This window comes from Rhizobium sp. 42MFCr.1 (genome assembly GCF_000377185.1).
Taxonomy (GTDB): Bacteria; Pseudomonadota; Alphaproteobacteria; order Rhizobiales; family Rhizobiaceae; genus Rhizobium; species Rhizobium altiplani.
Genome location: NZ_KB897841.1, coordinates 1 through 18422, shown reverse-complemented (window position 1 = coordinate 18422; position 18422 = coordinate 1). Strand labels below are relative to the sequence as shown.

20 protein-coding genes, 2 tRNA genes and 2 pseudogenes are annotated in these 18422 nt (G+C 59.8%); 15 read left to right on the top strand and 9 right to left on the bottom strand.

Going from position 1 to position 18422, the window contains the following annotated elements; genetic code table 11:
• Positions 1–261 precede the first annotated feature (261 nt).
• The gene (locus C934_RS0120835; RefSeq protein ID WP_018858557.1) at positions 262–510 is read left to right on the top strand and encodes a hypothetical protein; all 249 of its coding nucleotides are present in this window, start codon (positions 262–264) and stop codon (positions 508–510) included.
• A 69-nt stretch (positions 511–579) separates the two neighbouring features.
• Here C934_RS0120835 and C934_RS36325 read toward each other — a convergent pair whose 3' ends face one another.
• The 3 genes from C934_RS36325 to C934_RS0120820 all read right to left on the bottom strand — a co-directional run bounded on the left by C934_RS36325 (position 580) and on the right by C934_RS0120820 (position 1607).
• The gene (locus tag C934_RS36325; RefSeq protein WP_409564087.1) at positions 580–804 is read right to left on the bottom strand and encodes a hypothetical protein; all 225 of its coding nucleotides are present in this window, start codon (positions 802–804) and stop codon (positions 580–582) included.
• Positions 805–1083: 279 nt separating this feature from the next.
• Complete coding sequence (locus tag C934_RS0120825; RefSeq protein WP_018858555.1) at positions 1084–1371, bottom strand: hypothetical protein; 288 nt, start codon at positions 1369–1371, stop codon at positions 1084–1086.
• Between the two features lie 161 nt (positions 1372–1532).
• A tRNA-Thr gene (locus C934_RS0120820) sits at positions 1533–1607 on the bottom strand.
• Between the two features lie 152 nt (positions 1608–1759).
• On the opposite strand from C934_RS0120820, the gene C934_RS0120815 reads away from it, so the two are divergent.
• From C934_RS0120815 to C934_RS0120770, 10 genes are all read left to right on the top strand, one after another.
• Positions 1760–1954 (top strand): hypothetical protein, encoded by a 195-nt coding sequence (locus C934_RS0120815; protein WP_018858554.1) that lies wholly within the window; start codon positions 1760–1762, stop codon positions 1952–1954.
• A 103-nt stretch (positions 1955–2057) separates the two neighbouring features.
• Complete coding sequence (gene murA, locus C934_RS0120810) at positions 2058–3350, top strand: UDP-N-acetylglucosamine 1-carboxyvinyltransferase (RefSeq protein ID WP_018858553.1); 1293 nt, start codon at positions 2058–2060, stop codon at positions 3348–3350.
• A gap of 115 nt (positions 3351–3465) precedes the next feature.
• Positions 3466–3903: a DUF2948 family protein gene (locus tag C934_RS0120805; protein WP_018858552.1), complete on the top strand. Its 438-nt coding sequence runs from the start codon at positions 3466–3468 to the stop codon at positions 3901–3903.
• Between the two features lie 36 nt (positions 3904–3939).
• Positions 3940–5238, top strand: coding sequence for a histidinol dehydrogenase (hisD, locus tag C934_RS0120800; protein ID WP_018858551.1), 1299 nt, complete (start codon positions 3940–3942; stop codon positions 5236–5238).
• A 3-nt stretch (positions 5239–5241) separates the two neighbouring features.
• Positions 5242–5715: a UPF0262 family protein gene (locus tag C934_RS0120795; RefSeq protein ID WP_018858550.1), complete on the top strand. Its 474-nt coding sequence runs from the start codon at positions 5242–5244 to the stop codon at positions 5713–5715.
• 5 nt (positions 5716–5720) lie between these two features.
• Positions 5721–6197, top strand: a complete 477-nt coding sequence (locus C934_RS0120790; RefSeq protein ID WP_018858549.1) for an arsenate-mycothiol transferase ArsC — start codon at positions 5721–5723, stop codon at positions 6195–6197.
• A gap of 118 nt (positions 6198–6315) precedes the next feature.
• The gene (gene infA / locus C934_RS0120785; protein ID WP_003545338.1) at positions 6316–6534 is read left to right on the top strand and encodes a translation initiation factor IF-1; all 219 of its coding nucleotides are present in this window, start codon (positions 6316–6318) and stop codon (positions 6532–6534) included.
• 56 nt (positions 6535–6590) lie between these two features.
• Positions 6591–7211 (top strand): Maf-like protein, encoded by a 621-nt coding sequence (locus C934_RS0120780; RefSeq protein ID WP_018858548.1) that lies wholly within the window; start codon positions 6591–6593, stop codon positions 7209–7211.
• An 18-nt stretch (positions 7212–7229) separates the two neighbouring features.
• A complete protein-coding gene (yacG, locus tag C934_RS0120775; RefSeq protein ID WP_018858547.1) occupies positions 7230–7436 on the top strand; it encodes a DNA gyrase inhibitor YacG in 207 nt (68 codons plus the stop codon).
• Positions 7437–7620: 184 nt separating this feature from the next.
• Positions 7621–7696: transfer RNA gene (locus C934_RS0120770), tRNA-Phe, on the top strand.
• 69 nt (positions 7697–7765) lie between these two features.
• On the opposite strand, the gene C934_RS0120765 is transcribed toward C934_RS0120770, so the two are convergent.
• On the bottom strand, positions 7766–8857 hold the full coding sequence (locus C934_RS0120765) for a tyrosine-type recombinase/integrase (protein ID WP_018858546.1): 1092 nt from the start codon (positions 8855–8857) through the stop codon (positions 7766–7768).
• Positions 8854–9090, bottom strand: coding sequence for a hypothetical protein (locus tag C934_RS0120760; protein ID WP_018858545.1), 237 nt, complete (start codon positions 9088–9090; stop codon positions 8854–8856). Before C934_RS0120760 ends, C934_RS0120765 begins: the two co-directional genes overlap by 4 nt.
• Before the next feature lie 499 nt (positions 9091–9589).
• Between C934_RS0120760 and C934_RS32270 the strand changes: the two are divergent.
• Positions 9590–9808 (top strand): annotated as a pseudogene (locus C934_RS32270) (hypothetical protein); the annotation flags it as partial.
• Positions 9809–10077: 269 nt separating this feature from the next.
• A complete protein-coding gene (locus C934_RS0120750; RefSeq protein ID WP_018858543.1) occupies positions 10078–10989 on the top strand; it encodes an ArdC family protein in 912 nt (303 codons plus the stop codon).
• A gap of 57 nt (positions 10990–11046) precedes the next feature.
• Here C934_RS0120750 and C934_RS0120745 read toward each other — a convergent pair whose 3' ends face one another.
• Both C934_RS0120745 and C934_RS32265 read right to left on the bottom strand, forming a co-directional pair.
• Positions 11047–11298, bottom strand: a complete 252-nt coding sequence (locus tag C934_RS0120745; protein ID WP_018858542.1) for a WGR domain-containing protein — start codon at positions 11296–11298, stop codon at positions 11047–11049.
• A 308-nt stretch (positions 11299–11606) separates the two neighbouring features.
• Positions 11607–11867 carry a hypothetical protein gene (locus C934_RS32265; protein ID WP_018858541.1) on the bottom strand — a complete coding sequence of 87 codons (261 nt, stop codon included), beginning with the start codon at positions 11865–11867 and terminating at the stop codon, positions 11607–11609.
• A 267-nt stretch (positions 11868–12134) separates the two neighbouring features.
• On the opposite strand from C934_RS32265, the gene traA reads away from it, so the two are divergent.
• Entirely contained in the window at positions 12135–15800 is a 3666-nt protein-coding gene (gene traA, locus C934_RS0120735; RefSeq protein WP_018858540.1) for a Ti-type conjugative transfer relaxase TraA, read from the top strand.
• 12 nt (positions 15801–15812) lie between these two features.
• A complete protein-coding gene (locus C934_RS0120730) occupies positions 15813–16541 on the top strand; it encodes a DUF6118 family protein (RefSeq protein WP_018858539.1) in 729 nt (242 codons plus the stop codon).
• 544 nt (positions 16542–17085) lie between these two features.
• Here C934_RS0120730 and C934_RS0120725 read toward each other — a convergent pair.
• Positions 17086–17847, bottom strand: coding sequence for a helix-turn-helix domain-containing protein (locus C934_RS0120725; RefSeq protein WP_018858538.1), 762 nt, complete (start codon positions 17845–17847; stop codon positions 17086–17088).
• 294 nt (positions 17848–18141) lie between these two features.
• Positions 18142–18422 (bottom strand): annotated as a pseudogene (locus C934_RS32260) (IS481 family transposase); the annotation flags it as partial.

Sequence of the window (18422 nt, the reverse complement as noted above, 5' to 3'; positions counted from 1 at the left end):
TCGCGTTCCCCCAGAAGGCCCGTACTGAGTGTATTTTAGCGATATTTTCGGAGCCCGCAAACAGGAAAACCGGGTGCTGGTTGATCTCGGTATCCACCGGCACCGTCCCCCAGACCGCAGATCTTTTGAGTGCCGTGGGAGGTTGTCTCTTTTTTAGCCGGCAGATCGGCTAAGCGCACTTTTAACTGGCTGAAAACAACGCTTTGTGCAACCATGGAAAGCTCAACGTCAGTCGCCCTCTGTTAGCGTTGGAGATCGGTGATGCAGGACCTCAAGAACGTTCTGAATGCTGAATGCCAGAAGTATGTTTCTATGGTCATATCCATGCGGCGCGGCAACCAGCGATGGCTCGAACGGGATGCTGCCACGGGCTCGAACGTAGACGTGACCGATGCAAAGCTAGCGGCCTTTGAGGAAACCGTCCGGACGCTGAGGCAGATGATCCAGGACCTCGATGAGTCCGACTATACGCTGTGCCGTCCGACGAAGGATTGGCACTTCGACGCCTGAGGCCGGACCAGGGCATTCTCTTCGAGCCGATGACTCGGCAGTGCTTTCCCGCGAGTCCTATCGGAAATTCTAAAGCGATTGCGGATCATAGACGCAGGCATAGTCGAGAACGCACTGTTTTCCGGTGGCATCTGGCAGGTTGGTTGTGTCCCGTTGGTCGCCGGGGCCACATTTGGCCGGCGGATAACGGAAGCTCCGGCCTCCGATGCCGACGCGCACGAAAAGCTTTTTCTCCTGGCGAATGATTTGCGTGATCTCAGAGCAGGTATGCTCACGGGCATTGATCTGCGTCACCGCGCCGGCAAAGGAGACAGCAAAAGCGCAGCCCCTAGGACCACATTTTTCATGAACGCCTCCTGGTTGCTGACAGTTAAACAGCGCACGCAGAGCGATTCAATTGAAATCTCAGGGCATTGCGTAGCTCCGCTGGCGGGAGAGGCGTTCTTTCGCAGCCGAGAGTCACAGGTTGCCGAGGCGCGGCAATAATGAGTGTCCAGTCACACGCTACCCGTCTTGTTTTTGTTGAGTTTCCGTGTGCCGGCTCTGGACACCACCGTTAAGATGCACTTAAGCCTACTTGTTCTTCAGTAGCCATACCTTCCCGGCCATTGTTATCCCGTAGACGTCTTTCGAAGCGTTATCGTCGAGATGCCGCCGCTCCAGCAAGCCAGGCGCCTTTAGCTCATCCAGAACTTTGGCTGTTACGGACTTCACTTTCAGAGGCCGTTCCTTCCAGCGGTCCGACTTTGCGTAGGTTACCGTCGCATTCTGGTGCGTCCATTTGTTCGATGGCTGAAGATACAGGTCTCCGTCCCGAGCGAGTTTCAGTGCGGCAATCTGCGATGGCGTAAGCTCGATCATGTTAGGAAACCTATTTGTCTTCTGTCTCGTGAGAACGTGACGGGAACATGCCGCACGGATTTTCTGTGCAATTCGTGGTCTGTTCCACACTTTCACGTCGTTTCGCGCGCCTCTCGGTCGCTGACGTCCACGCTCTTCTATCTGATTTTCCTAGAGAAAACTGGTGCTGCCGAGTGGGATTGAACCACCGACCTCACCCTTACCAAGGGTGTGCTCTACCACTGAGCTACGGCAGCAAGGACCAGACGCGCAACCGAACCGGCTGCATTGCGTGAACGGGGGGCCTATTGCCACAGCTTCATGATAAGCGCAAGCCGCAATTTCCATCTTTGTAGAGATTGAGGCCGGCCCACTTTTGGATTGGCGCGAATTCGGCTAAGTCTGGGCGATGACCGAAAACACCAAAAAAGGCCAGAAGAGCCGCAAGACCGAGATCGAACGCCAGGCAAAACTGCGTCGCGAGCGGGCCGCCGAAAAGCTCCGAGAAAATTTGTCCCGCCGCAAACAGCAGACCCGTGCGCGTCGATCGGGGCAGGCGGATGAGACGGATGGCCTGCCTGCCGCAAAAATGGACGAATCATAATGTTCGGTTCACGGCGAATTGAAGCCCCCGCTAATTTCGTCTAAACACCCGCATCTTTTTACAGACAGCCTTTCAGAAAGGCGGGCATCGCCCGTAAGCGCACATGGATCGTATTAGAATTGTCGGCGGTAATGAGCTTAACGGCATCATTCCGATTTCCGGCGCCAAGAATGCCGCCCTGCCGCTGATGATCGCCTCGCTGCTTACCAGCGATACACTGACGCTTGAGAACGTGCCGCATCTGGCCGATGTCGAGCTGCTGATGCGCATCCTCGGCAATCACGGCGTCGATGTTGCCGTCAACGGCCGCCGCGAGCGTCAGGAAGACGCGTACTCGCGCACCATCCACTTCACCTGCCGCACCATTGTCGATACCACCGCTCCCTATGAGCTGGTGTCCAAGATGCGCGCCTCCTTCTGGGTCATCGGCCCGCTGCTGGCGCGCGAAGGCCAGTGCCGCGTCTCGCTGCCGGGCGGCTGCGCCATCGGCACGCGTCCGGTCGACCTGTTCCTCGACGGCCTGACCGCGCTCGGCGCGAACCTCGAGATCGACGGCGGCTATATCAATGCGAAGGCGCCGAAGGGCGGTCTGATCGGCGCCCGCTACACCTTCCCGAAGGTATCCGTCGGTGCGACTCACGTCATGATGATGGCCGCAACGCTTGCCCGCGGCACGACCGTCATTGGCAACGCCGCCCGCGAACCGGAGGTCGTCGACCTCGCCAACTGCCTCATTGCCATGGGCGCCAAGATCTCCGGCGCCGGCACCAGCACGATTACGATCGAGGGCGTCTCGTCGCTTTCCGGCGCGCGCCATCGCGTCCTGCCCGATCGCATCGAGACCGGCACTTATGCCATGGCCGTCGCCATGGCCGGCGGCGATGTCACTCTTGAGCACACGGATATCGCGCTTCTCGACACGGCCCTTGAAACGCTCCGCCGCGCCGGTGCCGAAATCTCGCCGACCAGCAACGGAATGCGCATCCGCCGCAATGGCGTCGGCATCAAGCCGGTGGATATCGTCACCGATCCCTTCCCGGGCTTCCCCACCGACCTGCAGGCGCAATTCATGGCGCTAATGACGCGTTCGACCGGCATCTCGCATGTCACCGAGACGATTTTCGAAAACCGCTTCATGCATGTGCAGGAACTAGCGCGCCTGGGCGCGAAGATCTCGCTGTCTGGCCAGACGGCGAAGATCGAAGGCGTTCCGCGGCTGAAGGGTGCGCCCGTCATGGCGACCGACCTGCGCGCCTCCGTCTCGCTCGTCATCGCCGGCCTTGCCGCCGAAGGCGAGACGATGGTGTCCCGTGTCTATCACCTCGATCGCGGCTTTGAGCGCCTGGAAGAAAAGCTCACCCGCTGCGGCGCCATCGTCGAGCGTGTGAGCGAATAACGAAAGGGCGCTTCTTAGCCCTTCGATATGGTTGCGCATTGTCCTGTCGCGCCTTATGTCCGTTGTCTGACGCATCGCCATTCCGGCGATGTATTGGCGATGGGGTATTGCCTGAATGACCGACCTGAAGCTGGTAGCGCTCGATAGCGAAGATCTTGCCGTCGTCTCCGCGCATTTGCAGGATAGCGTCTTCAAGGTCGCCGATCTGGCCTGGTCGCCGCGCGAAGGTCAGTTCTCGGTCGCCGTCAACCGCTTCGTGTGGGAAGAAGCCGGCAAGAAGCGCAGGGGGTTCGAACGCCGCCGCGCAGCTGTCGTCTTCAAGCGTGTACTTGCGGTTCGCTCCACCGGCATCGATCGCGAGAACCGCGACGCGGTACTGTCGCTGCTTGCTATCCGCTTCGAGCAGAAGGGCGAGGGGCCGGAGGGAACGGTCGAGCTGGCGCTGTCAGGCACGGCAAGTGTTGCGCTCGATGTCGAATGCATCGAGGTTCAGCTTGCGGATATCGGCGGAGCGTGGGAAACCGCATCCAAGCCGCGCCATCCCGGCGCCTGAGAACTGGTTGTTCTGTAATCAAAGAGGAATATCGCATTGGCAATCTGGCTGGATCAGGCATCGGAAGGCTTCGAGCAACGGTTTGCCGCCTTCCTGACGACCAAGCGCGAAGTCTCCGAGGATGTGAATACGGCAGTCCGCGCCATCATCGATGACGTCAGGGCGCGCGGCGACGCGGCGCTTGCCGAATATTCGAAGAAGTTCGACGGGATCGATTTTGCCGTAACGCCCATGCGTGTGACGGAAGCCGAGATCGATGCAGCGGTCGAAGCTGTGCCGGCCGAAGTGCTTGGCGCGCTGAAGGTCGCGGCCGTGCGGATCGAATCGCATCATCGCCGCCAGTTGCCGAAGGACGATATCTATGAGGACGACATGGGCGTCGGCCTCGGGTCTCGCTGGACGGCGATCGAGGCGGTCGGCCTTTATGTGCCTGGCGGCACGGCTAGCTATCCGAGTTCGGTGCTGATGAATGCCGTGCCGGCCAAAGTTGCCGGCGTCGACCGCATCGTCATTGTCGTTCCCGCAACCGGCGGCGTGGTCAATCCGGCCGTGCTTGCAGCCGCCAAACTCGCGGGCGTCACCGAGATCTACCGGCTCGGCGGTGCGCAGGCCGTCGCTGCCCTTGCCTACGGCACCGAAACCATTGCGCCGGTCGCCAAGATCACCGGCCCGGGCAACGCCTATGTGGCAGCCGCCAAGCGCCAGGTTTTCGGCACCGTCGGCATCGACATGATCGCCGGTCCCTCGGAAGTGCTTGTCATCGCCGACAAGGATAACAATCCGGACTGGGTGGCGGCCGATCTTCTGGCGCAAGCCGAGCACGATGCGAGCGCGCAGGCGATCCTCGCGACTGAGGATGCCGAGTTCGCACGGTCCGTGGAAGCAGCGGTCGAGCGGCAGTTGAAACTGCTCAATCGGGCCGAAACCGCTGCCGCAAGCTGGCGCGACTTTGGAGCGATCATTCTCGTGAAGTCGCTCAAGGACGCGATTCCGCTGTCAAACCGGATCGCGCCCGAACACCTGGAGCTCGCCGTTGCCGATCCGGACGCGCTGCTGCCTCGCATCCGCAATGCCGGCGCGATCTTCATGGGCGCCCATACGCCTGAAGTGATCGGTGACTATGTCGGCGGCTCGAACCACGTTCTGCCGACGGCCCGCTCGGCCCGGTTCTCCTCCGGTCTCTCAGTGCTCGATTTCGTCAAGCGCACCTCGATCCTGCGCCTCGGTCCCGAGCAACTTCGCACGCTCGGTCCCGCCGCCATCGCACTGGCCGTTTCCGAAGGACTGGACGCACACGCACGGTCGGTAGCGATCCGCCTGAACCTGGAAGGGTGACAGATGGCAACGGGCGACTTTCGGCTTTGCGACGTCGTCCTTGACGACAGCATCGGCAGAGCGACGCCCGACGTCGAACACGAGCGCGCGGTCGCCATCTTCGATCTTGTCGAGGAAAACAGCTTTACGCCCGTGGGGCATTCCGGTGGGCCGTACCGGCTGAATATCTCGCTGGTCGACTCCAAGCTGGTTTTCGCGATCACGACGGAGGACGGAGGCGCCGTCGCCACCCACATCCTGTCCTTGACCCCGTTTCGCCGCATCGTGAAGGATTATTTCCTGATCTGTGAAAGCTACTACGAGGCAATCCGCTCAGCCTCGCCGAGCCGCATCGAGGCGATCGACATGGGGCGGCGCGGCATTCACAATGAGGGCTCGCAGACGCTGAGGGACCGCCTGAACGGCAAGATCGAGATCGATTTCGATACCGCACGCCGGCTGTTCACGCTGGTTTGCGTGCTCTACTGGCGCGGTTGAGGCCGATGGAAGCGCCAGTCGACGCAGGCGAAGGAAAAAGGCCGGGCGCCATCCTGTTCATGTGCGGCATGAACTGCATTCGCTCCCCCATGGCCGAGGTGATCGCCCGCAGCATGCTGCCTGCGAACGTCTATATCAGATCCGCCGGCGTCCGTTCGGGGGAGCGGGACCCCTTCGTCGATGTTGCGCTTGAGGAGATCGGCCTTTCTCTTGGTCGGCATCATCCGCATACGCTGGAAGAACTGGAAGATGATTACTTCGACCTGATCATCTCGCTCTCGCCGCAAGCGCACCATGCAGCGCTAGAACTGACCCGGTCGAAAGCCATCGAAGTCGTCTATTGGCCGACCATCGATCCGACCGTTGTTCAGGGCACGCGAGAGCAGATTCTGAACAGCTACCGGCAAGTCCGCGATCATCTGACCGAACTGATCGAGAGCCGGCTGGTTAGAAGAAACATCATTGCCGCGCACTCGGCGTGAAACAAATGACGGAAACGCGATCAATTAGGTTCACAAACCCTCGTTGATTGTGTAGTTTCCGCCCAAAATTTTGGGCGGCCGCCGCCGTCATCTCAACCCACAGGAAGAAAACCTCTATATGCCTAAAGAAGAAGTCCTCGAATTTCCGGGTATTGTGACCGAGCTTCTGCCGAACGCAACGTTCCGCGTAAAGCTCGAAAACGAACACGAGATCATCGCTCACACTGCTGGCCGCATGCGCAAGAACCGCATCCGCGTTCTGGCCGGCGACAAGGTTCTCGTTGAAATGACGCCCTACGACCTGACCAAGGGCCGCATCACCTACCGCTTCAAGTAGGCCTGCATACAAGGCTTGAAAGGCCGCTTTCTCCGTCTTCCGGTGGTCGAGGTTCCATGGCGCTGAAATACAAGCTCATTCTGGCTTCCGGCTCGCCCCGCCGCGTTGATCTGCTCAATCAGGCAGGGATCGAGCCTTCGCGTCTCATGCCGATGGATATCGACGAGACGCCGAAAAAGTCTGAGCACCCGCGCTCACTCGCCCGGCGCCTGTCGACGGAAAAGGCCGAGGCAGCACTTGCCGCCATCAAGGGCGACATGACGTGGAAGGGCAGTTACATCCTGTCGGCCGATACCGTCGTCGCTGTCGGACGCCGCATTCTTGGCAAGGCCGAGTTCGCGGATGAGGCGTCAGCCTCGTTGTATCTCTTGTCCGGGCGCAGCCACTGGGTCTATACCGGCGTCTGCCTGGTGACGCCCGACCGCAAGATCCGCCAGAAGATTGTCGAGACGAAGGTTCGCTTCAAGCGCCTTTCCGGTTTCGAGATCGAGAACTACCTTGCATCGGGGCAGTGGCGCGGCAAGGCTGGCGCCTACGGTATCCAGGGCCTGGCCGGAACATTTGTGCAGAAGATGGTCGGCTCCTACACCAACGTTGTTGGGTTGCCGCTTTATGAAACCATCCTTTTGCTGACCGGCGAAGGCTTTGACGTGCATAGCAGGTGGGCCGAGGGCTGATCCTCGAAGGAACCGCTGATGTCTGACGAAAACAAGACCGCCAAGGTCGAACCGCTGCGCAAGACGCGGCCCTGCCCGGAATGCGGCAAGCCGTCCAACCGCGAACACTACCCGTTTTGCTCGAACCGCTGCCGCGACCTCGATCTTTCGCGCTGGCTCTCCGGCTCATACGCCATCCCCGTTGCCGACGACGAGGCGAAGGCGGATTACAATGATGAGGAATAGGTCCGTTTTTCCACGGGCGAAGCCATTAAATTCGTTGATGAATTTGGAAAATTCCAAGGCTTCTCAAAAAACTGTCATTTGGCGCTTGCCATGTCCGGACAAGATGCTATAACCCCGCTCGCTTCCGGGGCGAACCAAGGCCCCTCGGTTCTTTCCCAGGAAAGAATGTCTGCGAAGCGGGTTAGCCCAGATAGCTCAGTTGGTAGAGCAGCGGATTGAAAATCCGCGTGTCGCTGGTTCGATTCCGGCTCTGGGCACCATTTTAAGTAATTGTTACACCTAGTGTTTTTCATGTTTTCTCACCTTTTGCTTATTTGAGTTTGACACTTTCAGACTCCGGATTTGACAACTTTCGTTTTTCGTTTGTTCAGTTCGGCCTCAAAATCGGCGACGGCGGATGTCGTGCGCGTCGTCATGTTGGCACGCCGGGAATAGTGCTTCGCCATTGCTTCCGTGGCATGGCCGAGCACCAGGGCGATTGTTCCATGGTCCTTGCCCATCTCCGCGAGAATGGTTGCAACTGTGTGCCGAAGACCCTTCAACGTTAGCCCGGGCTGGATCAAACCTTCCGCCTCCAGCTTTCCTTTAAGTCTGCTCCAGTTCGTGCTGAACCCATTGTAGGTCCAGGGTTGGCCTCTGCTATTGGCACACAGCGTCAAGGCATCATGCTTCGGTGCACGCGCAATCGCCTCAGCGACAGGCTCGAAGAGAGGCAGGTAGATTGGCTGGCCAGTCTTGTTGCGGCGTGTATCGAGCCCGGCTTGCGTAATGGCCATCCTCGGCAGTTCCAGCGCGTCCTGCGGATCGAGCGCATAAAACATCATGAGGGCGACCGGCAGCAGCATGTGAGGTGGCAGCGCTGCGAGAACGGTTTCACGCTCAGCGTCGGTCCATGGTCGGTTAGCGTCGGGAAGGGCCTTGGGGCGTCGGGCGGGCCTTACCTTGGCCGCAGGATTGTCCTTTGTGAAGCCATACTCAATTCCCCAGTCGAAGATCACTGAAAGGACGGAGCGTACGTAATTAGCAAAGCGAAACTTGCGTTTCTCCAAGGCCTTGTCCCGGATCTTTGCTATAAATGGAGGCCTGAACCGGTCCAGTGGCGTGTCGTCAATCGCCTGAAGATAGTCGAAACATTTCTGATAGTCGGCGCGCGTTCGAGGAGCCAGCTCGGCGCGGAACCTGACGCTTTCGCGGTATTTCTTAATCAGCATTCCCAGTGTACCGGGTTTGGCCTCCTTTTCATTCCGCAGTTCGTTGATGCGGTGAAGCTCCATGTCGAACGCCAAGGTGTATGGCTCGAACCTTCGGCAGTCGATCTTCTCCCGTGTCTTGCGGTGATAACAGCGCCAGTCGCCGTCGTGGTCCCTGAAAATCTGCCAACCCGCGTATTTGTTCGGGCGTCGAACCCGAGGCTTCCTCATCCGAGGCGCTCCAGGATTTCTGCGTCTGTATCCGCGTTTCCGGCTTTGATCAGGTCGAGCCACCGATCAAGGTCGTGGATGTCGTAACGCTCTTCGCTTTCGGGCATAGCGACCGGCTTGACGGAGCAAATCCTCGGGAAACGCCTCAAAGGTAAGCCGACATAGTCCGCTGCCTGTTTTATGGACATCATTCGCGGCTGAACGACGCGAATATTCAACATAGCATTCGCCATTGTCCTGCTCCTACCACTGACACGGGAAAACTGGGAAATGTGTTCTGGAGGCCTTGAGAACCGCGCGATCGAACCGGCCGGAGGTTGGACTGCCCACCGCTCGTGCGTGCCTTTTCCCATTCCGAGGCCAGCAACGCTTCGCCGACTAGAGCCCGACCATCAGATGCCTGTATTTAATTTCATTCTGAATTTGGCTGGCACGATTGCACCTTTCTCTATTTGACCGTGCTGCGGATCCGAGGCAATTTGCGCCGCGGCTCTTCAAGCGTTTTCATAGGTTTCAAAGAAGATTGATTTCGGAGCCGAGTAAACTGACAAGTCTGCGAGTCAAAGTTGGGGTCGAATTCGATGTGAATCCTTGATTGGGGCCGCACGAGAACAAGTGGGCGAAGCATGCGCGACGAAGATGCCGGCAATACCGCCGAATTGAAAACAACGTTGACGCGCGAAGAAATGCATCAACTTGTTTGGTCCGTGCCAATGAACATTCTTGCAGAGCGACACCTGGTCCTTGGTGTCGCTCGTCTCGGCCGGGCTTGGCATCGGCTTTGTCCCGGAATGGACGCGTGAATTTCCGAACCGCGCCTTCGAGCTGAAGAAGGTCAGAGGCATCGACTTCCGGATCGGGCTGGGGGTTGCCTGGAACCGAGAAGATCCGACCGCCTCGCGCGGCGACATCGTCGATATCGCCCGGTCGCGGGCACGGCCGAGGCGGTGAGGGCGGCCGTGTGAGGCTAGCCTCCTGATTCCTCGGCCGCCCGTTCGCCGATCCTTGGTTGGCCTGCCTGCTGTTGAACATCCCTTCTGCCGCCCGCGCCTCGCGTCCTGCGCCGGCTTTTGGTCCTGCCGGGCTCGCGCTGGCCCGCAACAGCGTTGCCGTCCTCCACTCCGTTGCGGCCCTATCGGGTGCGTGCCAGCGCTGAAGGCCCGGCATTCGGACCGCCGTAGCAGGTCGCGATGGTCGCGACCTCGAACGGAGGTTTAAACATGACGAGGCAGCCGACAAAGCAACGATCCGATCTCTACAGAAGCATCACCGACAAGATCATCGCCGAACTCGAACAGGGTGTCAGACCCTGGATGCAGCCCTGGAGCACGGCTTGTGCGAGCGACCGGATCACCCGGCCGCTGCGCCACAATGGCGAGCCCTATTCCGGAATCAACGTCCTCATCCTCTGGTCGGAAGCGATTGCCCGTGGCTTTACCTCGGCCACCTGGATGACATTTCGTCAGGCCCGCGAATTCGGGGCGGCGGTGCGTAAGGGCGAGACCGGCACGACCGTCGTCTTTGCCAGCTCCTTCCTGCGGGCCGAAACCAGCGAGACCGGCGAGGCGGTTGCGCACAGCATCCCGTTTCTGAAAGCCTACACCGTCTTCAACACCGACCAGATCGACGGACTGGGCGAGCGCTTCCGAGCAGTTGTGCCGGCTCCAGATCCGATTGCCCGCATCGGCCATGCCGACCGCTTCTTTGCCAATACCGGCGCCCTGATCCGGCACGGCGGCTCGTCAGCCTACTACGCGCCGGCCCGCGATCATATCCAGATGCCGGCCTTCGAAGCCTTCCGGGACGCACAATCCTACGTCGCCATCTTAAGTCATGAGCTGACCCACTGGACGGCAGCCCCGCATCGTCTCGCTCGTGACCTCAGCCGCTATGCCAAGGACAACAGCGAACGTGCCCGCGAGGAACTGATCGCCGAGCTCGGCAGTTGCTTCCTCTGCGCCGATCTCGGCGTTGTTCCGGAACTCGAACCACGGCCCGACCATGCGAGCTATCTCGCCTCCTGGCTCAAAGTGCTCTCAAGCGAACCGCAGGCGATCTTTACCGCCGCCAGTCAGGCGCAGCGCGCCGTCAGCTACCTGCACTATCTCCAGCCTGAAGGGGAGGCGGCGTGAGCCGTCTTCTCCCCTCAATGGAACCACTCGCCGCAAAAGGCCGGCACCGGGTCAGCCTCAGGCTCTAACGTTGGGTCGATAGCCACGAGAACGCTTTTGGGCAAGAAGAGTCAGAAGGAGAGCGACGGCTTCTTTCTCGCTGTTGAAGAGGTGAACCCTCTGCTGGCCGCGTCTTCCGATGCGCCCCCAACTGCGGGTAAGCGACACATCACCAAAGAGGGTCGGCTCGATCGACAACTGATAGAATCGAGCCATGTTTCTCTTGAAGTCGGTGATCTCAATATGGAGGTGGTAGGGCTGTGCGATCATGACGGAAGGATCGCAAAGTCCTGTCAGAGGCGTCCAACGACTTTTCTGAATCGGTCGGTCCTGACCGATTCATGTTGGTTATGGCCGTCGCTGTTACCGCTTCTTTCGACCGGGCAGGGAAGCGAACTTCGTCGAGCGTCAGGAGATGGAAAGGTCGGACTTTTCGGAATCAAGAGCACGGGCTGGAATGGAAGACCACGGTCGCCCGGCCACTGCGCATCATATTGGCGGCGGCGTTTTTGATTTGACGGGCATAGATCATAACGCCGTGCCGCCATCCTTCGGCGATTGGTCTTCACCGTGTGGCTTCAGAAGATCGTCGACAATTCTCGGTCGCCCTCGCGACTGAGGAACTTCGGTAACGCGCGTTGGACCCATTCGAGAAGGGGTCGCGAAGATGATGCGCGGTCGCCATTCTCCAATCGATGCAGCACCAGTGCTCCGATCAGGACCTTTCGGCGTGTATCGATCGCCCGCTCCTGTTTGCTGAGGCGCAACAGTAACGTCTTCTTTCTAGCCTCGAGCTGGGCAAGTCGTTCGCTAATTGTCGTGCCTGTCACGATGATCATCTCCGCTTGCGTTTTCACCCGAGCGTTTGGGCCAACTGGCCCTCGCAGGTTGCACGGCAACGAAGCTGGCTTAGGGGGTGTGCTCCGGCAACTCGCATATGTGCGGGTAGCAGCACGCGGTCGAAAGCCTAAAAATAGAACGCGGACGTTGCCGCATGGTCCCACCGGGACCCGAAGAGACCAAGGCGAGGAGGGTACAAGGGCGCACTTACGGGTTGCTTCACAACCCACGGCGCAGATGCCGGATCTGGATGGGAAATAGATCGAATGGCGATCTATCATTTGAGCATGAAACCTGTGGCACGCAGCGGTGGTCGCAGCGCCGTGGCTGCTGCCGCCTACCGATCCGCGACAAGGATTGAAAATCAGCGTGACGGGCTCATTCATGATTTCCGCGCCAAGCAGGGTGTTGAGCACACGGAGATCGTCATTCCGGAGGGTGTGGCTGCCGAATGGGCGAGGGACCGTTCGGTATTGTGGAACGCGGCGGAGTTCGCCGAGACACGCAAAGACGCGCGTGTTGCCCGCGAATTTGAGATTGCACTTCCGCATGAGCTGTCTTCGACCCAGCGTGTCGATCTGGCGCGGGAGTTCGCGCAAGGGCTCGCCAATCGCTATGGCACCGCAGTGGATTTCGCGGTGCATCAGCCGCATGTTGATGGTGACGTCCGCAACTACCATGCGCATGTACTGATGACTACGCGACTGGTTGGGTCAGAGGGGCTTGAAAGCAAGACGCATATCGAGCGGGCCAACAAGGAACTTTTACCGAAGGGGCTGCCAACCTCGCAAATGCAGCTACGCGATATCCGCCAATCTTTCGAGCAGACGGCGAACGAGCATCTGGCGCGAGCCGGTCTGGACGTCAGGATTGATCATCATAGCCATTTAGAACGCGGGCTTGAGATCGAGCCGACTGAACACATGGGCGTGCATGCAACGCAGATGGAGCGGCAGGGCAAGCCGGTCAATCGGCGGCGGCTGGATGAGGAGCCTGCCGGGCGTAACGCCGAGCTCATCCGGGAAAAGCCGGAGCAGGTGCTTTCGCTCATCAGCGATGAGAAGAGCGTGTTCGACCGGCGCGATATCGCCCGGACGCTGCATCGCTACGTCAACGACGATATTCGGGAGTTCCAGAGCGCTTTTGCCAAGGTCATGGCCTCGCCCTCGCTGGTGGTATTGCAGCCTGAGCGGATCGATGCAGCCACCGGCGAGACTGAGCTGGCGCGGTATTCGACCCGTGAAATGGTCGAGATTGAAAGCGCCGTGGCCGAGCGCGCGGAGGTCATGAAGAATGCACGGAGCCATGGCGTCGATCGTCGTCACGTCGATCGGTCGATAGAGAAGCAGGATGCGGCGATACGTGCAAGCGTCTCCAGAGACACTGCCGGAAAGGTGAAGCGCGGCGAGCAGGACGGATTGGAGCGGGAACGGCAGATTGCCGCGGCGCGGCTGTCCCACGAGCAGCGGGCGGCGATCGAGCATATCACCGGGGCAGGGCGGATTGCGGCAGTCGTCGGTTTCGCCGGAGTTGGCAAGTCCACCATGCTTGCGGCCGCGCGCGAGGCGTGGGAGGCCCAGGGCTACACCGTCCACGGCGCGGCACTGTCGGGGAAGGCGGCCGAGGGCCTGGAGGAAGCATCCGGCATCCAGAGCCGGACGCTGGCGTCGTGGGAATATCGCTGGCAGTCACAGGGTGACGGCAACGTCAGCCGCGACCAACCCGGCCGTAGCGACGTCTTTGTGATCGACGAGGCGGGGATGATCGGGAGCCGGCAGCTTGCTCGCTTCATCAAGGCGGTGGACGAGCGCGGGGCGAAGATCGTACTTGTTGGCGATCATGAGCAGCTGCAGGCGATCGGAGCCGGTGCACCGTTCCGGGCCATTGCCGAGCAGATCGGTCACGCCGAACTCTCCGAAATCCGTCGTCAGCGTGTCGATTGGCAGCGGGAGGCGTCGGTGGCCTTTGCGACGCACCGGACGACCGAGGGGCTTTCCGCCTACCGCGACCATGGCGACATTCGGCTGAGTGAGACGCGGGACGAGGCACGAGCCGAAATGGTGAGCGATTACCTGGCCGATCGCGAAGCGCGACCGGCGGGAACGCGTGTGGCGATGGCGCATCGGCGGGCCGATGTTCGGGCTATCAATGACGCGATCAGATCTGCTCTGTGGGAGCGTGGCGAGTTGGCAAACAGCTGCGGGCTGACCCAGGGCGAACAGGGCAACGTGCCTGACGAAGGGCATGGCCCCTTCGGACGCGAGCTGACGTTCCAGACCAATGACGGCAAACGATCGTTCGCGCCGGGTGACCGCATAGTGTTTCTTGAGAACAGCCGTGATCTTGGTGTCAAGAACGGGATGCTTGGCACAGTCGACAGTGTTGAAGCCGGCCAGATCGTGGCAACACTCGACGGGACTGGCGACAGAATCGGCGTGGCGACGGACGAATACCGAGCATTCGACCATGGCTATGCAACGACGATTCACAAGAACCAGGGTGCAACTGTGGACCGTGCCTATGTAATGGCGTCGGGGTCGATGGACCGGCACCTGACCTATGTCGCCATGACCCGCCATCGCGACAGTGTACGGCTCTATGCCGACAGGCAAGAGTTTGGCGCTCGCAACGCCGGCCGGCTGGTCGAGCACGGCCACGCTCCGTATCAACACGATGCCAAGAACCGGGCCAGCTATTTCGTGACAGTGGAAAACGACAAAGGCCGGAAACACACGGTTTGGGGCGTGGACATTGAGCGGGCGATGGCCGAAGCTCAAACTGAACTCGGCACGAACATCGGCCTTGAACATCGCGGATCGGATACGGTGCGGCTTACGCATGGTATGCTCGTTGAGCGGAACGCGTGGAAGATTCATAGCGCCGATGAGCTGACCTACGCCCAACTGGAACACCGCCTCAGCCGGTCAGGGGTGAAGGAAACGACCCTTGACTACACGCGCGACTTTGCCGAGCGGCGAGGGATCGCGGAGCAATTTGGGGCCCGGAGTGAGATCGAAATTCGGGGCGAGTGTGCCGAGCTACGTCCGGAGTGGGAGTCGAAGGCCGAGGATCACAGGTTTCTGCGCGGATCCGCATACAAAGTTGGCACGGATATTAAACGAGAAGAATCTGCACGAAATCTGGTGCGCGATCACAAGAATCATGACGTGGCCAGGGAAGGTCTGCAGAAAGCCCCAACTCAGAAGCGCAGCATATTCGCCGGCCTCAAGCTCAGTGTAGGCCGAGGAGCAGCTTTAGAGCGCGGGACAGCCTCGAAAACGCAGCGGCCGGAAAGGGAAGAGGGCTTGCGCTCTTCTGGTCGCGATCAGGAAGCTTCGGCGGCGCATCGGCTGGCGGACCGGGCGCGGCCCTTGTCGGCCTTCGAACAGGCCGTTGACCATTATGCGCAGGCCTTTAGCGCGGCCGACAAGCAGATACGCGAGAACTTGCCCGTCCTTGAAACCCAGAAGCAGGAACTGCGCATCGCGGGCCAGCAGCTCGACCGGGCGCGGCCTGGATCGCACGAACTGATCCGGTCCGCCCTGCAACATGATACGAAGACGGTTGAGGCGATAACGGAGCTTTCCGGCCGCGCGCGTGTCGGTGAGCTTGTCGGCGGTATGGATCGGGAGCGAGTGGCATTGGCCGATCCGAGCGTCCGGGCCGAACGGTTCGTGCAGCGCTGGCACGAACTGCAGGGCGAGCGCCGGCAACTTCAAGGTTGGCAGCATGATGAGGCCCGCCAGAAGGTCGAGGGCGAGATGCGCGGCATGGTGAAGGGCCTTGAGCGCGACGCGCAGGTAGAATGCGTCCTGCGCAATCGAAGCCAGGACCTTGGAATCCGCCATATGCGGCAGGATCAGACCATTGCCCGTGAGATGGAACGGCAGCTGTCCCAGAGCCGCAGCCGGGGCCTCGGGCTGGAACGATAGGAAGGAGACGGCATGACCGATCGACTGGAGGGCGCCAAGCCCGATGAACAAGACGAAGCCGGCGATCCGGCCCAGGCGTTCGATGCGCTACGGCGGACGGTCGAAGATCTCCTTGGCGATCTCACGCGCGAAATGACGACGATTCGAAAGGGTGTGGAGGCTGCCTTCGAGAAATTCCAGCAGCCGATCGATTACGGTCCTGATCTTGGTCGCATCGTCCAGCAGCTCGCCGTTGTCGGGCAGCATCTAGAAGCGGTCGAAAAGACGCCGGCGCTAAGGAATGATCCCGATCACTATGCGCGTGCGCTCGAGAACGCCGCGGAGCGGGTTTCGGGCAATGCGGCGCGTATGATCGAAGCGCGAGGACAGAGCCTCGAGCGCGTGTCGAGCGCGCTTGGGGGCTACGTCAGGAATGCCCGCCTGCGCCGGGATCAAAATTGGTGGGTATGTAGTGCGGGTGTCGCCGGCCTGGTCGCCGGCATGCTGTTGACGCTGTTCCTGCCGCGCGCGCTTCCCGGATCGGTCGATATGGCCGTTGCGTCGACAGTGATGAACGCTGATCGTTGGAACGCCGGCATCTCTTTAACGCAGTCGGCGAACGCCAGAGGATGGCGCAGCATTGTCGATGCGAGCAACCTTGTGAGCGCCAACCGGGAAGTGCTAACCGCGTGTACGGAGATGGCTGCCAAGGCAAAGAAAGATCAGCGTTGCACGATCACGGTGGCCGTGCCGGAGAAATAGAGCACGCGAACAAGTTTCCGTTTGGCGCGTCTAAGCTCCGCGCCTGAACCAGTCTACTTGAAGGCCGCCACCGCCGCGTAGGCTCCAGATCATATCCGCCGTTGTTGCCTATCCAGGCGGTTAAGAAGGTTATGCGATAAACTCTTTAAAACGTGCCCTTAGAATTTGGTCCCGTTTCCGAATGCTGTAGGCGTCGTTGCTGGTACGGGCCATCAGCTCATATTCGGCGTGACCTCTTGCATTCGCACAGAAAGGGCATCGGACGGAGGTTAATTCGAAAGGCCTGTCGAGTTTGGATTGCAACTGAACGCCGATCAGCAGCAGGCGGTCCGTCAAAGCCGGCCCGGTCGTGCCACAGGAGATAGGTCAATGAGACTGACCCAAAGGCAACGTATTGGCCAAAAAGGCAAAATAGTATGGCAATCGACAGCTGACCGCCATCTAGGAGCCGGGGAAAGCCCGTGCCCCTGCGGTATGGCTGGCGATAAAGCGGCATAGGGTGGTCTTCCCGGCCCAGCAGACCTTCTTTGATGTCGCCAGCTATTCATGACGCCCTCCGAACGTTGTTATCTCGAGGGTCTTCATTTGCGATGCGGCCTCGACGGCGGCCGAAGAAGGCTATCCAATTGAGAGTGTCGGGGCTTGCATCATCCGGCGGCCAATAGCCGGGCAACGCGTAGCCTGCTTTCCCGGTTCTCACCGTCCGGACACCCAAGTCTTCAAGCGATGGGATACCGTGATGACGTAACCAAATGCGCCATTGTTGAACCTGAACCGCCTTTGTTTCTGCAACGAAAACGAGCGGGATGGCTCGCCGCGTCTCGACGCGCGGCGGGGCGTCCTCGCGCGGGTTAGGTTTATTTATTTTTTCTTTCTCTGGGTTTGGCGGACATATCTGTCCCCCTTTGCCGGACACATCTGACCGCCTTGCTGGACCAATCTGACCGCCTTTGCCAGAGCAAAGGGTGACAATCTTGTCCGTCTTTTCGCGGGCCTCCGATGCGCGTAAAATCGACGCCGCTGAGGGACGATATTCCGTGTTGTGCCCGATGCCATTTCCGCGCTGGACCTCGAACCATCCTTTAGTCTCAAGTTCACGGACGGCGCGCTGAATGGTTTTGACGCTCCGGCCGGTCGCGTCGGCAATCGTTTGATAGGACGGCCACGCCTTTTCGGTGTGGCCGTTTAAATGCGTGGTGACGACGTAGAGCGCCACGGACCGCGCATTGTCGCTCACGTCCTTGTCGCAGCTCAAATGCTGAAGCCATTGCAGCTTCACATCTCGAAACGGCAGCGCTCCACTCATCCGCGCCTCCCGACATATGGCAAGCGCGCGGTGCATAACTGGCGACGCTCGGACCTACTCCTCGGTCGCTTACCGCACCGACCTGTCACCAATGAATCCCCAGAAGGTTGGGCAGGAGGGTTTGACAGGGTTGCCATAAGTAGTTGATTTGGGGGAGACGGTTTGACCTCATTTTTAAAGTAAGCCATTGAAGTTGCGACAATAAATGAGGATTGAAAATCCGCGTGTCGCTGGTTCGATTCCGGCTCTGGGCACCACTTTTTAACGGTCCGTTCTGGACACATAGGTTACGTTTTATTCCTGAGACATAGGTGACACTTTTGGACCGAAAGGGTTCGGCAAAGGTTCAAGCCTGCATGTCTCATCATCGAAGTATCCCAGATCGTAGTCCATAAAGCTTGTCAGCCAGATATGGTCTTCGACCTGTTTGATGCCGACGGCCTGACCGGCGAAGACCAGACTGAGATTGATCTTCTTCCGCTTGTAGCAGATGCGTCCGCATGTTGTGACGGTGACTGTCTGGTCGTGGAACGGGTAGTCGAGATCGGGTAGGCCGCGGTAGGCGCGCGGTGACG

Coding starts and splice junctions, on each gene's coding strand:
- C934_RS0120835 (WP_018858557.1), top strand. CDS start 262: ATGCAGGACCTCAAGAACGTTCTGAATGCTGAATGCCAGAAGTATGTT.
- C934_RS0120825 (WP_018858555.1), bottom strand. CDS start 1,371: ATGATCGAGCTTACGCCATCGCAGATTGCCGCACTGAAACTCGCTCGG.
- C934_RS0120815 (WP_018858554.1), top strand. CDS start 1,760: ATGACCGAAAACACCAAAAAAGGCCAGAAGAGCCGCAAGACCGAGATC.
- murA (WP_018858553.1), top strand. CDS start 2,058: ATGGATCGTATTAGAATTGTCGGCGGTAATGAGCTTAACGGCATCATT.
- C934_RS0120805 (WP_018858552.1), top strand. CDS start 3,466: ATGACCGACCTGAAGCTGGTAGCGCTCGATAGCGAAGATCTTGCCGTC.
- C934_RS0120795 (WP_018858550.1), top strand. CDS start 5,242: ATGGCAACGGGCGACTTTCGGCTTTGCGACGTCGTCCTTGACGACAGC.
- C934_RS0120790 (WP_018858549.1), top strand. CDS start 5,721: ATGGAAGCGCCAGTCGACGCAGGCGAAGGAAAAAGGCCGGGCGCCATC.
- infA (WP_003545338.1), top strand. CDS start 6,316: ATGCCTAAAGAAGAAGTCCTCGAATTTCCGGGTATTGTGACCGAGCTT.
- C934_RS0120780 (WP_018858548.1), top strand. CDS start 6,591: ATGGCGCTGAAATACAAGCTCATTCTGGCTTCCGGCTCGCCCCGCCGC.
- yacG (WP_018858547.1), top strand. CDS start 7,230: ATGTCTGACGAAAACAAGACCGCCAAGGTCGAACCGCTGCGCAAGACG.
- C934_RS0120765 (WP_018858546.1), bottom strand. CDS start 8,857: ATGAGGAAGCCTCGGGTTCGACGCCCGAACAAATACGCGGGTTGGCAG.
- C934_RS0120760 (WP_018858545.1), bottom strand. CDS start 9,090: ATGGCGAATGCTATGTTGAATATTCGCGTCGTTCAGCCGCGAATGATG.
- C934_RS0120750 (WP_018858543.1), top strand. CDS start 10,078: ATGACGAGGCAGCCGACAAAGCAACGATCCGATCTCTACAGAAGCATC.
- C934_RS0120745 (WP_018858542.1), bottom strand. CDS start 11,298: ATGATCGCACAGCCCTACCACCTCCATATTGAGATCACCGACTTCAAG.
- C934_RS32265 (WP_018858541.1), bottom strand. CDS start 11,867: ATGATCATCGTGACAGGCACGACAATTAGCGAACGACTTGCCCAGCTC.
- traA (WP_018858540.1), top strand. CDS start 12,135: ATGGCGATCTATCATTTGAGCATGAAACCTGTGGCACGCAGCGGTGGT.
- C934_RS0120730 (WP_018858539.1), top strand. CDS start 15,813: ATGACCGATCGACTGGAGGGCGCCAAGCCCGATGAACAAGACGAAGCC.
- C934_RS0120725 (WP_018858538.1), bottom strand. CDS start 17,847: ATGAGTGGAGCGCTGCCGTTTCGAGATGTGAAGCTGCAATGGCTTCAG.